The sequence below is a fragment of the Paenibacillus sp. FSL H8-0283 genome (assembly GCF_045040675.1).
Classification (GTDB): domain Bacteria; phylum Bacillota; class Bacilli; order Paenibacillales; family Paenibacillaceae; genus Paenibacillus; species Paenibacillus amylolyticus.
Map to the genome: position 1 here is coordinate 5,683,986 of NZ_CP150295.1, position 14,677 is coordinate 5,698,662.

Sequence of the window (14,677 nt, forward strand, 5' to 3'; positions counted from 1 at the left end):
CCGTGTCAGGACACTTCTGACTGTTCTATCCGATATCATGTTCGGACTGCACGCCGAACCCGGGGATCAATGTACGAATACGAGATATCCACCAGCAGGTTCAAGACCACATAGATAATGGATGTAAAGAAAACAACGCCTTGCACCACTGGCAGATCCTTGGCCATTAGCGCATCCGCAATAATTCGGCCGATCCCCTGTCTGGAGAAGACGGTCTCCACCACAACGGTTCCCGCAAGCAGATCACCGATCAGCATGCCGATTACCGTTACAGCAGGAATAAGCGCATTACGCAGTGCATGGCTATACATGATTGCACGCTCCGAAAGTCCTTTGGCCCGTAATGCCACGATAAACGGTTCATTGATGACTTCCAGCATGCTGTTCCGCACCATCCGTACGATAAACCCTGCACCCACGAGACCCAGCGTAGCTGCCGGAAGAACCAGTGAGCTGAATCCGTCGGAACCCATCGCCGGGAACCAGCCAAGCTGTACTGAAAATAAAAGGATGAGCAGAATCCCCGTCCAGAAGGTTGGCATGGAGATGCCAAACAGTCCAACGAGCCGGGCGACAAAATCAATCACGCCATTGCGATGAATTGCAGACAATACACCAAGTGTAATCCCAATCGTGATGGCAATGATTGAGCTGAGTGCGGTCAAAGCCAGTGTGGCTGGAAAATGTTCCAGTATTTTTGGCAGAACTGGCTCGGAATTGATCATTGATTTACCGAAATCCCCACGCAGCATATCACCGAAATAGTTCGCAAACTGGATGTAAAACGGTTGATCCAGTCCAAGCTGAACCCGCAGATTTTCGATCATCTCCGGGGTAGCCGAGGATGGGTCCAGCATGAGCAGAACCGGATCACCCGGCAGAAGATACATGATGCAGTACACCAGCACCGAAGCTCCGAAAATAACCAGAAGCGATGTTGCAAGTCGTGACAGTATCGTTTGAACCATACCGGGATATCTCCTTCCTCAATCTGGATTGGCCGTTCCTATAGTGCGTGTTCAAAAAGACCAGTTTTCAGTACCGAGAAGATGGAATGAAGCTAGAAATGGAGTAGCGGAGCGTAGGAAACTACGTGAGCAACTGAAATGTTTCCGAAGGAAACATCCTTCGTAAGCCCCCCGCTTATTTCGGCTGAATTTCATATTCGATGCTGATCATGTCATTAGGCATGACTCGTAATCAAAAGTGGACTTTTTGAACAACCTCTGTTAGGGCTGAATGCGGACGTCGTTAAAGAGTGGATAACCTAATGAATCAAACTTGATGCCTTCGACCTTTTTGGATGCAGCGACGGTATACGGGAATACATAGATTGGCAGAATTACCGCTTGCTCAATCAGGTATTGCTGGATTTGATTGTAGATCTGAACACGTTTATCAGGATCCGTCTCGACCGCTCCCTGCTCTAACAGTTCATCGATCTTTGGATCAGACAAACCGGACAATGTGGGACGCTCGCCCTCTGCACTCGTATGGTAGAAAGCGTACAAGGCATTTGGGTCAGAATTGACCTGACTGTTGCCATAGAGATCATAATCCCAGTTCTGATAGATGACCGTTGCTACGTCTTTTGTAATTTCCACTTCAACCGCAATGCCAACCTGTTTCAACTGTTGCTGGATAATGGCAGCAATGTCATTGCGTTTCTCCCGATTGGGCGAACCATCGACATACCGCAGGGTCAGTTTCTGGCCGTCTTTGGCACGAATTCCATCAGCGCCTTTCACCCAGCCTTGTTCATCGAGCAGTTGATTGGCTTTATTGATGTCCGGGTTGATGCTTCCTTCCAGCGATGCATCATAACCCAGGATTCCAGGAGACAGTGCGGACCACGCACGTTCGTAGTTGCCCAGATACAATGTTTTGACAATCGATTCCACATCTACAGCGGATTGTATTGCCTGCCTTACTTTCACATCATCCCAAGGCGCTTTGCGCAGATTGAAAAAGAGTGTGTACGGCAGTCCAACCGTATTGGCCTGTAACAATTGCTGGTTCGGATCGTTTTTTAATGCAGCGATATTCTGCGGTGGAACCGTCTCGGCAGCGAGTACCTGACTACTCTGTACACTTCCGATACGCGTTGCTTCTTCCGGTACAATCTTGAATGTGATCGTATCCACATGGGGCGCGGCTTTATTTTCAACCGTCTCAGGTCCCCAGTTGTAATCCTTGTTTTTGGCAACGACTATATCCGCATTTTCATCCCATTTTACAAAGGTATACGGACCTGTGCCCACCGGATTTTTACCTAGCTGGTCACCATATTTTTGGGCAGCTGTTGGGGATACGATCCCCAGAAGTGCCTGGCTCAAGTTACCGAGAAAGGCTTGCGATGGTGATTCCAGATTTACCTTGATGGTATATTCATCAATGACTTCGGAGGAGCTATAAGGTCTAATCAGGGCCAGAGAATTGGCAGCTTTGGTGGCCGGGTCAATCACCCGGTCCAGATTGTATTTCACGGCTTCCGCATTAAACGGTGTACCATCATGGAACTTCACACCTTCACGCAGCTTGAACGTATAACTCTTGCCGTCTTTGGATACGCTCCATTCCGTGGCAAGCCAAGGTTTGATAGAACCATCAGGCAGCTGCACGACCAGATTGTCGTAGATCGTTCGGATGGCGCGTACCGTTACGGCAAGCCCACTGCGATGAGGGTCCAGTGTATCCGGTGAAGTGGCGAGTGCAAAAGTCAGGTTGCCTCCTTCGGCTCGCCCGGCCTGCCCCCCGCCTGATGCCTGTGCCGTACTGTTCGTGCTGCCTCCCGCCGCTCCGCAACCGGATAATACCATCACCAATACTGCTGCCAATGCCATATATTTCATCCATGAGATAGACCTGTTCATATCGCTTCCCCCTCTGTGTATACAGGTGTCATAAAATTGATGTTTATACCAATACTATATATATCCTATAAGTTAAGTCGGTTTTAAGATAGTACGAAACGTAGTAATTACTTTATTACCGTTTGGAGAACACAACAGACAAAATCAGATGCTCGTTCGCTCCCTATCCGTTATGCCAAATCAGATACAACTTGCTTCTTCGCAGCCGTATAACGGTTAACCGGAATCTGTACCCCAAGGTTACCTCGCAATGTATCGTGTTCATAGTCCGTACGATACAGACCGCGTTCTTGCAGAATCGGAACAACCAGTTCCACAAAATCAGACAATCCACTTGGCAGCTCCGAAGCAATAATGAAGCCATCCGCTGCTTCCGTCTCAAACCATTCCTGAATCTTGTCAGCGACCTGCTCCGGTGTGCCCAAGAATTTGCTGCGTGGTGTTGCTGCCCGCAGAGCCACTTCACGCAAGCTCAATCCTTGCTCTTTGGCATCCTTTTTGATCTTGTCGGTTCCACTGCGGAAACTGTTGCTTCCAATGCCATTCAGCTCCGGGAACGGTTCATCCAGCGGATATTGGGAGAAATCATGGTGTTCGAAGAAACGTCCCAGATAATCCAGCGCTTTATCAATGGTAACCAGGCTTGCGATCTCCTGATACTTCTGTTCCGCTTCCTCTTCGGTCTGTCCAACAATAGGATTGATGCCTGGCAGAATAACAATATCCTGTGCAGAACGTCCATAGGAAGCCGCCCGTGTTTTCACATCCTTATAAAATGCCTGTGCATCTTCAATCGTATCGTGTCCGGTAAAGACAGCATCCGCTTCTTGCGCCGCAAGCGTTTTGCCATCTTCCGATGAACCTGCCTGGAAAATCACCGGCTGTCCTTGCCGTGAACGGCCAATATTGAGCGGACCTTGTACGGAGAAAAACTCTCCTTCATGATTAAGCGTGTGCAGCTTGGATGGATCGAAGAATACACCGCTCTCTTTGTCTCTTACAAAAGCATCATCTTCCCAAGAGTCCCACAACCCTTTGGTTACCTGTAAATATTCCGCGGCAATGCGATAACGTTCCGGATGCGAAGGGTGACTGCTCTTACTATAGTTCTTCGCTGTACCTTCCAGCGGAGAAGTCACGACGTTCCAGCCTGCACGGCCATCACTGATCTGATCGAGGGAACCGAACTGTCTGGCTACGGTGAACGGATCACTATAGGATGTCGAGAGGGTGCCTACCAGTCCAATACGTGAAGTAACGGTAGCCAAAGCGGAGAGGATACTGATTGGTTCGAAGCGATTGAGGAAATGCGGAATGGATTTCTCGGTAATATACAGACCGTCTGCGATAAAGACCAGATCGAACTTGCCTTCCTCCGCTTTCAGTGCCTGACGTTTGTAGAATCCAAAGTTAACGCTGGCATCCGACAGAACCTCCGGGTGTCTCCATGTGGTGTTGCTTCCTCCAACCCCATGAATAATGGCTCCAAATTTCAAACTGCGTTTCGCTGTCATATGCACTCCGCCTTCCTTGGATTAGAATCTTCAAAAGAATGATCAAGGGCCAACTGAACTGATTACGTATGCAAAATAACTTAAAAGTTAACTATTCCTATGAGTTTGGTTTGTTTTAATTTCACAAATCTTATCACTGCCCCGTAAAAGGGTCAACAGCGTGACTAATAGATTTTTTCTATATGAACATTGAAGATGTAAATAAGACCATTTACATTCCAAGAGAGCCATAACTTATGAACGTTCCAGCTGCTGTACAAATGCGATCTTGCATCATGCAGCAGCCGGAACGGCTTGCTCCAAAGGTATATATCAACTCCCGTTAGACTGTTGCCGCTTCGTCCGCTCGTGCCAGAAGTTCCGCCAGCTTCTCCAGATCAGGTTCCAGCAAGGCTTCAAACTTGCCGTCCCCTCCCACTTCAATAACGGGTACATGCCGAATGCCATATTTTGCTTCAAGCACATCACGCAGCACGTCATTGCCCTGCACTTCAATGTTCTCAAAAGGCTGGTTTCGCTCTGTCAGAAATGCTTTCACTTCCCCGCAGAAATGACAGCCTGTTTTGCTCCACAGCACGACTTTTTTGGTTGATGATGACATCGACATACCTCCTGATTAGTTTTAAGATCAAGATCTGGGCGATTAAATATGAATATCCTAGACCTTCAATTCCTATCTGTTAAATAAGAATTATGGCTCTAAATGTACTCCTGTGCCCTTCCTGCGTCAATGGATCTGCTAATAGAATAAACCTATAACCAAATAGAAAGATTAAATTATAAATTTGAAAGATCGCTTATTTTACAGGAATGAATCGATATTGCTTCAGTAGTCTAGCTACCAACTCATATGTAATATTCGGATGCGGAATGAATCAGAGCGATTACACAGGGTACCGCTACATTTTCCATTCCGCATCATGCTGCTGATTCGCATAAACAGATCGCCTGACATTACAGATCGGGGTTCAAGAGCTGAGGTGGGGCGATAATGGGCCAGCCTTCTTCCATCGCATTCAGTTGGTCCGCAGACACGCTGATAATATGCCCAGAATGTACACCCCAACGTTCTGCCGCATAGACCGATACAAATCGTCTCCGCTTGTCTCCGCTGATCTGATATCGAATCTCGGGTGCATCCACTGCGGCAATAATACTTCCTTCTGCCCATCCATTGTGAGAACCATGAACCGCTGTCGTATGCACCTGTTGTGATTCCCTCGGCCATCTTTGCACGTCCCCCGCTGATATCAGTGCTTCTCCGGCAGGAATGGCGAGCAGGTCCGGTTTGGCAACCTGAACAGGAGATATTCCACGCGGTACAGGGATGTTCAACTTACGCCGCCGACCGCCAGTTAAAGTATAGACCTCTCCTTTGGCATTGGACAGGAACGAACCTTCCGGGTAGAAGTCATAACTGTGTCTGAACTGTAATGCTGGATCTTGGCTGCCCTGCGTCGAGATTGGCTGACGCGGATCCATTGGGTTTGTGTCACCCTCCTCTTGTTGACCGGATGGGGTACCAGAGGTTTGTTGTCTAGCCAAGCGGGAGGTTTCGGCAACCAGCGCATGGGGATCTCCCCACTTTTGGCTATAAAACTGCTCGTTATCCTTATTCACTACAGCAAAGTCTTGCTCACCCAAGGCTTTCATACTGACACTTCCGAAGTGGTGGATAAAAGCATCCCCGGCTACCGCAAGCTGGTATCCTGCCAGCTTCACCCGGATGATCCAGTCATCATCTTCGAAATTGCCCACCGCGTACCCTTCGTCCAGATAACCTACCCGTTCCAGCAGCTCCCGTGAGAACAACCAGCAGAATCCGACCAAGCGATCGGTTATTCGATGTTTGTCTGCATCCGGACGATTATGTGTGGCGGCAAAAGGCCACATCTCTTCTACCTCACGGTACGGAACCTGAATCTGCTGATCCCCGCCAATATAGTTGGTCACCGGACCCACCACACCAATCTTCGGATCACTGGCGAGACAAGTCATCATGTTATCCAGCCAGCCCGGAGTAACGAGCGTATCGTTGTTCAGCACGATGATATGTCGTCCTCTCGCCATCATCAGCCCATGATTGACACCTCCGGCAAACCCCCGGTTCTTATCCAGGGATGCCACCCTCACCATGCCGCCTTTGCGGAGCATGGCCTCGGCAGTTCCATCCTTGGAGGCATTATCCACAACAATGATTTCGAAAGGGGCAGGGGTATGTTTCTCGATACTGGACACACATTGCAGCACATACTCCCGCTGATTGTACGTGGGGATAATGATGCTAACTCCTTCAAAAACAAGACCAAACGAGCTCTGTCCCTGGCGGACACCTTCGTTGTATCCTCTGGTATACCCCTGTTTGTAGAGCCTGGCGCCTTTGGGTGTGCGCCTGCTTTTGCCTTTACGTCTGGATTTCCGTATTGAGCGACGACCTGCTGCATGCAGGACTGCCATGTCAGATCGCGAGACATCGTGTTGTGTGGCACGGCAGGCCGCTTTTTTTTCGCTGCTTATGCTGCCATTCCGGTTGTTTTCACTGCGGCTGTTGTCACTGTGAGTGCTGATATTTGGAATGATGTTCAGATGACTGTGACCCTTTCGACGGACGACGTTTCGAGCATTAACCTTGTTGTTATGACCATGACGTCCTTCCCCGCGCTGTTGATCGGGTGTGTTCATGTTGCTCCCTCCATTTCCACTTGTCCGTGAGGCCAACACGCACATGACCAGCCCCCGGACGGTCCACTAGAGTTGAAGCTCTCCTGTTACCAGTTTGTCAGCCAAATGTCCAAAATCCAGAGCGACCTTGCCGAGTTCACCTGCAATTCGCCGACACAGAATGACCGCCGGAATTCCCGCCGCCACCAACGCGATATCAAAAGCATGTTCTGCGGTTTGCTGCATCACCTTTGGAATATCCATGACTCCCGCCACAGAACCAATGATACCTGTGACATGAATCCCCCGGTTATGCAGCAGTGCCGCAAGCTCTGGTGCCTGGCTGCCTATGAGCAGAACCCGCCGTCCTTGCAGCAAGGGCAACACCAGGCCGGACTGATGCAGACTGTAATTGATCGTGGAGCTGGTCAATTTCAGCCGGGACCAGTCGATCCCGAAGTGGCGCAACACCGGGAATAACAGCCCCTGGAATGTCGGTGCCCGCGAGATCGGCACGCCAACCCAGTCGGCGGCCTGTATGGCTTCCGCAAGCATCGCGCGGATGTCGGGGGTTGAGCATGGCACCCCTGCATAGGGCAGAAACGGTGCCAGCTCCTGCACTTCCTGACCTGGCAGCACCGTATCGGCTGCCAGCGTGAGCAGTTCGCCATCTCCGAGGCGAACGACAGACAAGGGGCGCTGCGCATCCAGCGCCGCCGTGATGTGTCCAGCCATCTCATGAGGGCTGGACAGCCGGGCCAGGCTGGGCGCGTATTGGCGGAATCCCGCCGCGATCAGATCTGCCGCCGCCACGGCAGGCAGAATGTGATCCGGCGGGATGTGCTGCGCCACCAGCGCCTCCCCGCCGGCGAATACGCCGTCGCGGTAGCCCTCGGCGTAGCCGCCGGGCACAGCCTCCGCCTGCACTGCCTGCTCCGCGGGCGGAGGCGGCAAGCCCTTCGCGTTGCCCGCATTCGCGCCGGCAGCGCCTCCCCGCCCTGCGGGGGCGGCACCCTTCGGGTGTGTCGCCTGGCGCGGGGCGGGGCCAGCACCGCTGGCAGGCATCGCCTGTGGCGTGCTGGCTTGCGGTGCTGGCATGGGCGCACGGCGCATCTCCGTGCGCTGCTTGGCGCGGGCAGCGGCACGCCGGCCCCGCGCTGATGCCGGCCTGCGCCCAGCAGTGGCCTGGCGCAGGCCGGCTTTGCCTTTGCCGGTGCGGCTGGCTCTTGCCGCTCTGCTCGCGCCCGCAGAGCCAGCTTTGCCTGCTCTGCCAACAACACTGCCTGTGCTGCTGGCTTTCCTTGCAGCAGCCTTATGCGCTGCGCCTGCAGATGTACCCGCTTTGGTCAGGGTACTACGTTTCCCTGACTTCACACCTCTGACTCCAGCAGACCCTGTACCTGCTGCTGCCGGAGTGCCACTGCCCATAAATACGGCCGGGTGGATGCCCCGGGGTTTACCCGACACGGAGGCCTTAGCGGCCCCGGTGCGTGTCACTACTCTCACGCCATTCCCTCCTTTGGCATGCACGAGGATTGTCGCTGCGCAAAGCGCCGGAGCATCCTTCCAGCTCCGGCGCAGAGTGTTCTGCTCCCATGGGGCACCGCACAGCGGCAGCATCAGTCGCATATATTTTAGGGTAATTGTCCTTTCATACGGACAGCTGCTTCCTGGAGCGATTCAAATGTACCTGCATCACTCCAGTATTTCTGCAAAATGTCGTATTCCAGTCCGCCAGCAGACGCGTAGTGATTATTCACATCCGTAATTTCAAGTTCTCCACGCGCAGACGGCGCAATGTTGCGAATCAGGTTAAATACATGATCGTCATACATGTATATGCCCGTCACACAATAAGAGGTTTTCGGCTGGCTTGGCTTCTCCTCAATGTACGAGATTCGCTCTGGATGCTTTGGATCAAAAACAGGCACCCCGTAACGTCGTGCATCATCCACCTCTTTGAGCAGAACTCGTGCTGTGCCAGCAGGCTGCTGCATGTAACGATCCACATAAGGCTTCAGATCATCGCTGAAGAGATTATCACCGAGAAGCACAACGAATTTTTCGCCAGGAAGGATAAATGTGGTCGCCAGATCCAACGCTTCCGCAATCCCGCCTGCCTTTTCCTGAATGCGATAAGTCAACTTGACCCCATGATCCGCTCCCCCACCAAGATACTCTGTATATAACCCGGCGGAATGTTTGTTGATCACAATCAATAGTTCATCAATGCCTGCCTGACGGAGCCTGTCGATGCCATACATAATCATCGGATGTTTACCGACTGGAAGCAGATGTTTGTTAATGAGCCGGGTCAGCGGATACAGTCTAGTTCCTGTTCCGCCGGCAAGAATTACACCTTTCATTCCACGTTCCCTCCTTCATCGGATATGTCCATATATTCAAGCGGATCGACATGCCATTTGTTCATAAAAATCGAACGATTACGCTCAAGCAGCTGTTTCCACGCTACCGGATCTGTCTTCTGGAAGCTGGCACTTCCCTGATGATGCACGAGAACATCTCCACATACCAGCAGGCGATATCCCTGCAATCTTGCTCTATAACAATAATCGTCATCCTCATAGTGTCCCGGAGAATATGCCTCGTCAAGCAGCCCAACTGATTCCACGACATCTCGTTTCATCAGCATGCACAGACCGACGATCCGGCGTACTTCCCTCCACCTTGAAGAATCCGCAACATTATTGGAATTGGCCAACTCCTGAAAATGTTCCATGTCCCGAAACTGCAGTTTAATCTGCTGGATGCCGCTTGCATAATTCGTAACAGGACCCGTGATCCCAATACTTGCGTCACTGTACAGAGCCGTTCGCAGGTTCTCCAGCCAACGGGGCGTGACCGTAACATCATTGTTCAACAGCAACAACTCATCCCCGCAAGCTGCACGAAGTCCAGCGTTACACGCTGCCGGAAACCCCCGATTGTCCGGGAACCTTACAAATCGAATTCGCTCCAGCGCACAATATTCAGCCGTTCCATCCGTCGAACCGTTATCTACCACGATAATTTCATATGACGCAGGATCGCCCGAGTATTGACGTATGGCATCGATGCAGGGCCTGATCAGATCCAGCCCATTGTAAGTTGGGATAATCATACTCGTCAGTGTCATTAGGCGTTCCTCCTGTAAGCGACTTCTACACGGGAGAGTGTATGTGCCTGGGTTGGATTCCAACCTGTACCCAGCAATGTAGCCAGTGCCTCCAGATGATCTCCGATGATCAATTTGGCGACATCATTCCCACTTCCCGTGTTACCAGGACGCAACCGATTGGAACGAATAACATCCACCTGACTTGGTGCCGAGACGTTCATTCCATGCTGAATAGCTAGACTTTGTGCCTTAGGTGGAACGGCCAGTGATGCTGGCTTCACGGTCTGAATCATACGACGAGACAATGCATGAGGCACGGCTGTCATGGAATTGGAACCCAGATCTGCCCTGCCTAATGTCCGGTTCAGATATGCTTTGATCCGGCTTACCTCATCCTGGCCTGCAAACGCAGGCAGCAAAGACGTCAGATTATTCAACGCCACATCCTGTCCCCAATCAACCGCGAACAGAAAGGGTGCAAGCTGTTCAGCCGAGACGACCATATCTCCATCCACAAAAAGTACCGTCTCCGCATCCGTCATCTTGGCTCCAAGTGCCCGGCCCACATCATGTCCTGCCCGATCCGGTTCATAGATTACTGTAAGTCCCGGCTGCCTTAGTACCTGCTTCAAACTGTCATCTGTCGTTCCATTCAGTACCACAATAATATCCGTCAGAGGCAACCGCTTTAGTTGCAATAACACCTGCCCCAGTGTGTGTTCCTCATTACAGGCACAGACAACAGCAGCAGCCGAATGACGAAGAGGTAGTGGCACAATCTGGAATGAATGCCCCGAGGCCTGAGCATAACCCTGCATAAATGCCTTACCTGCCTTCAGAGCTAGCTCGAAGTTGCTTAGCTCCGCAACGTTCACCGCGTGTGCATTCCATACGAGACGTGCATGTTCTTCTGATAGTGTGTTGTTCGCCTTTGCCTCCCTTCCTGCAACTTGCCCCGCTTTCCACATCAAGTGTAGATCTACTTGGCCAGACTTTGCTCGGCTTCTTCTTTTTTTTTGAATATCTACATGTTTCTTGTTCCTATGACGCTTGTTCATTACTGTTCTTCCTGCTGTCATTTGTCTACTTGTTGTCCGCCTGCGGCGGACAACCCCTGAACGTCCCTTCATTTCCTCACCTCCAGCATGTTGCATCATCCGATGCGACATGCTTACCTCGCCAGGTTGCGAACACGTTGCAGATCGGTATAACCTCCGCGGGGACCGAGCGTATCCGTAATCCACTTAATCGCTGCCATATGATCATTCAGTACCACTTGACTGAGCGGATCAGGTCCTCTTCGCTTCTTGATTCGTACTGCATTCATTCTACCCACAGGTACGTGATGAACAGCGCGTACCCGAAGTCCGCCGATCACTGCCTTCGCTTGTGCGAGTGGCGGAACTTCCAGTGAGGATATCCCCATGACCTCAAGCCCTTTTCGGCTTATTGCATGTGGAATTGCTGTCATGGATGCCCCCCGGAGATCGGATCTTGCGAGTATGCTGTTCAACATGTGTTTGGCCTCCACTACCGGATGAACGGGATGATGAGTGACCGGCCCATGGTAGTCGTTAAGCGCCACATCCGTTCCCTTCAGCACAGCCTTCACGTAAGGTGCAAGGTGCTCTGCGGGAATTACGATATCTGCATCAGTAAATAACAATACCTGACCGCGCGCCTCCGCTGCGCCTACTTTTCGTCCTCCATCATGCCCCAGTGCTTCGGCATACGTGAGCACTCGTGCTCCAGCCCGTTTGGCTGCGTTAGCCGTACCGTCTGTAGAACCATTCACAATGACAAGCACTTCAGCATCACGGCATATCCGCAGCGCTTCACGGACAACTGCACCAATCCTTTTCTCCTCATTCATAGCAGGGATAATGACCGAGAGCATCGGTCGCTGAGACCCCCCCCTGTGTGAAGGAGCATCACTCATGCCATTTTCCGCTCCATTCTCTACTCCATCCTTAGCCTGTGACATCAGCTGTTTGGATGGAATAACGAACGTATAGGCCTTTGTACCCTTTTTGTGTCCAGACTTCCATCTTCGTTTCTTCAGCACTGTTTTTCTTCGTGTCACATTGGTTCGGGTTGCATAACGTGCTGTGGTACGGGTTTTGCGCAACAGTTTCACCTCCCGCATTCGATCATCGGCATGCCAAGGGAGTACACGTTATTCTATGTATTCGTGGAGCAGTGGAAACGGCGTTTGTCCTTGCACTAAGCAGGTTCTCCCTGTGAACACGAGGGTACAGGCCTTGCTTTTAGACAAAATACGTCAAAATATGTGAAAAACGCTACCTCTCCCCTACTTCAGACACAAATTTAACAAAAATCTAAAATTGTATCTTTTCCAAAGTTTTACATTGTGATAATATACGTTCCAAGCAGTTTTATTTACAAAAATAACCTTGTGGTGAACATAAGTTCCCCTATATTTTTTAAATCAATTTATTGACCTTAGGTTGATTAGATTATGACCTCATTCACAGATCTTGTTAAGCAGATACATTCTACTCTTGAGAGGAGTGATGCCGTTCAGAACATACTGCCTTTGTCATTTACGCAAACCCGGATTGAACACCCCAGTTTTCCGTGAACGTATCTTCTACCTGCGCAATTGGACAACCCCCGGCTTTCTGAAAGAGGAACACAATAGACGATTCAACCTTCGGGTTGAACTGAATAAACGGTTATCCTTTTTGTTTGGTGTCGTGCTTAACACTTCCCGAGCTAAGGCCAAGCCGATTTTGTTCCAATCGTTTCTTGTCTCATTCCACGCTTCAGGTCTAGCCCCACGCTCCGCGCTGCCCAAGTTGCAGACGGAATTCCAACCGAGACTGGCATGAACATTTTCCAACCAAAAATAAGTTTAAGAATGGGAGAGTTTACTATGAAATTTGCCAAAGTTATGCCAACAATTCTTGGAGGAGCTCTTTTGCTCGCTTCCGTGTCCTCTGCTACTGCAGCTCCAGTGTCTGATCAATCCATTCCACTTCAGGCCCCTTATGCCTCTGAGGAGGATATTCCATTGAACAGTGGAACAGATGACACTATCTTTAATTATCTTGGACAGCAGGAACAATTTCTGAATTCCGATGTGAAATCCCAGCTCAAAATTGTCAAAAGAAACACAGATACATCTGGCGTAAGACACTTCCGCCTGAAACAGTATATTAAAGGTATCCCGGTTTATGGTGCAGAACAGACGGTTCACCTGGACAAAACCGGAGCCGTGAGCTCCGCACTTGGCGATCTTCCACCGATTGAAGAGCAGGCCATTCCAAATGATGGTGTAGCCGAGATCAGCGGAGAAGACGCGATCCAGATTGCAACCGAAGAAGCAACCTCCCGGATTGGAGAGCTTGGTGCCGCGGAAATCACACCTCAAGCTGAATTGAACATCTATCATCATGAAGAAGATGGTCAGACATATCTGGTTTACATTACGGAAGTAAACGTACTGGAACCTGCCCCTCTACGGACCAAATATTTCATTAACGCAGTGGATGGCAGTATCGTATCCCAGTTTGACCTCATTAACTTCGCTACTGGAACAGGTACAGGTGTACTCGGTGATACCAAAACCCTGACAACCACCCAATCCGGCAGCACCTTCCAACTGAAAGACACCACTCGTGGCAATGGCATCCAAACGTATACGGCAAACAATGGCTCCTCACTGCCTGGTAGCTTGCTTACAGATTCGGATAATGTATGGACCGATCGTGCAGGTGTAGATGCTCATGCTCATGCCGCTGCTACGTATGATTTCTACAAAAACAAATTCAACCGTAACGGTATTAATGGTAACGGATTGTTGATCAGATCAACCGTGCACTACGGCTCCAATTACAATAACGCCTTCTGGAACGGGGCACAGATTGTCTTTGGTGACGGAGATGGAACGATGTTCCGATCCCTGTCTGGTGATCTGGATGTTGTGGGTCATGAATTGACGCATGGTGTTATTGAATATACAGCCAATCTGGAATATCGCAATGAACCAGGTGCACTCAATGAAGCCTTTGCCGATATTTTCGGTAATACGATCCAAAGCAAAAACTGGCTGCTTGGTGATGATATCTACACACCTAACACTCCAGGAGATGCGCTGCGCTCCCTCTCCAACCCTACGTTGTATGGTCAACCTGACAAATACAGCGATCGCTACACAGGCTCACAGGACAACGGCGGTGTCCATATCAACAGTGGTATCATCAATAAAGCCTATTTCCTTGCTGCTCAAGGCGGAACACATAATGGTGTGAGTGTTACCGGAATCGGCCGGGATAAAGCGATCCAGATTTTCTACAGCACACTGGTGAACTACCTGACACCAACGTCCAAATTTGCCGCTGCCAAAACAGCTACCATTCAAGCAGCCAAAGATCTGTACGGAGCAACTTCCGCTGAAGCTACTGCTATTACCAAAGCGTATCAAGCTGTAGGCCTGTAAAATCTTATTTTATTGTAGTTGAACTTATAATGTACTCATCCTAATGGTA

12 protein-coding genes are annotated in these 14,677 nt (G+C 50.4%); 2 read left to right on the top strand and 10 right to left on the bottom strand.

Annotated features, from left to right (window positions below):
* Window positions 1-35: 35 nt before the first annotated feature.
* The 10 genes from MHI52_RS25125 to MHI52_RS25170 all read right to left on the bottom strand — a co-directional run bounded on the left by MHI52_RS25125 (window position 36) and on the right by MHI52_RS25170 (window position 12,294).
* Window positions 36-968, bottom strand: a complete 933-nt coding sequence (locus MHI52_RS25125) for an ABC transporter permease (protein ID WP_405157841.1) — start codon at window positions 966-968, stop codon at window positions 36-38.
* 261 nt (window positions 969-1,229) lie between these two features.
* A complete protein-coding gene (locus MHI52_RS25130) occupies window positions 1,230-2,873 on the bottom strand; it encodes an ABC transporter substrate-binding protein (protein WP_405157842.1) in 1,644 nt (547 codons plus the stop codon).
* A gap of 170 nt (window positions 2,874-3,043) precedes the next feature.
* On the bottom strand, window positions 3,044-4,387 hold the full coding sequence (locus MHI52_RS25135) for an LLM class flavin-dependent oxidoreductase (RefSeq protein ID WP_405157843.1): 1,344 nt from the start codon (window positions 4,385-4,387) through the stop codon (window positions 3,044-3,046).
* A gap of 322 nt (window positions 4,388-4,709) precedes the next feature.
* Window positions 4,710-4,988, bottom strand: a complete 279-nt coding sequence (locus MHI52_RS25140; RefSeq protein WP_340028428.1) for a glutaredoxin family protein — start codon at window positions 4,986-4,988, stop codon at window positions 4,710-4,712.
* 353 nt (window positions 4,989-5,341) lie between these two features.
* Window positions 5,342-7,069, bottom strand: a complete 1,728-nt coding sequence (locus MHI52_RS25145) for a glycosyltransferase family 2 protein (RefSeq protein WP_405157844.1) — start codon at window positions 7,067-7,069, stop codon at window positions 5,342-5,344.
* A 66-nt stretch (window positions 7,070-7,135) separates the two neighbouring features.
* Window positions 7,136-7,975, bottom strand: a complete 840-nt coding sequence (locus MHI52_RS25150) for a GT-D fold domain-containing glycosyltransferase (protein WP_405157845.1) — start codon at window positions 7,973-7,975, stop codon at window positions 7,136-7,138.
* A gap of 707 nt (window positions 7,976-8,682) precedes the next feature.
* Window positions 8,683-9,414 (bottom strand): sugar phosphate nucleotidyltransferase, encoded by a 732-nt coding sequence (locus MHI52_RS25155; RefSeq protein ID WP_074096322.1) that lies wholly within the window; start codon window positions 9,412-9,414, stop codon window positions 8,683-8,685.
* Window positions 9,411-10,184 (bottom strand): glycosyltransferase family 2 protein, encoded by a 774-nt coding sequence (locus MHI52_RS25160; protein ID WP_047841258.1) that lies wholly within the window; start codon window positions 10,182-10,184, stop codon window positions 9,411-9,413. The genes MHI52_RS25155 and MHI52_RS25160 overlap by 4 nt, the downstream gene beginning before the upstream one ends.
* On the bottom strand, window positions 10,184-11,296 hold the full coding sequence (locus MHI52_RS25165; RefSeq protein WP_179087928.1) for a glycosyltransferase family 2 protein: 1,113 nt from the start codon (window positions 11,294-11,296) through the stop codon (window positions 10,184-10,186). Before MHI52_RS25165 ends, MHI52_RS25160 begins: the two co-directional genes overlap by 1 nt.
* Before the next feature lie 41 nt (window positions 11,297-11,337).
* A complete protein-coding gene (locus MHI52_RS25170; protein WP_405157846.1) occupies window positions 11,338-12,294 on the bottom strand; it encodes a glycosyltransferase family 2 protein in 957 nt (318 codons plus the stop codon).
* A gap of 406 nt (window positions 12,295-12,700) precedes the next feature.
* Here MHI52_RS25170 and MHI52_RS25175 point away from each other — a divergent pair, with 406 nt between their 5' ends.
* Window positions 12,701-13,018: a hypothetical protein gene (locus MHI52_RS25175; protein ID WP_143781285.1), complete on the top strand. Its 318-nt coding sequence runs from the start codon at window positions 12,701-12,703 to the stop codon at window positions 13,016-13,018.
* 44 nt (window positions 13,019-13,062) lie between these two features.
* Window positions 13,063-14,628, top strand: a complete 1,566-nt coding sequence (locus tag MHI52_RS25180; RefSeq protein WP_076253259.1) for a M4 family metallopeptidase — start codon at window positions 13,063-13,065, stop codon at window positions 14,626-14,628.
* Window positions 14,629-14,677 lie beyond the last annotated feature (49 nt).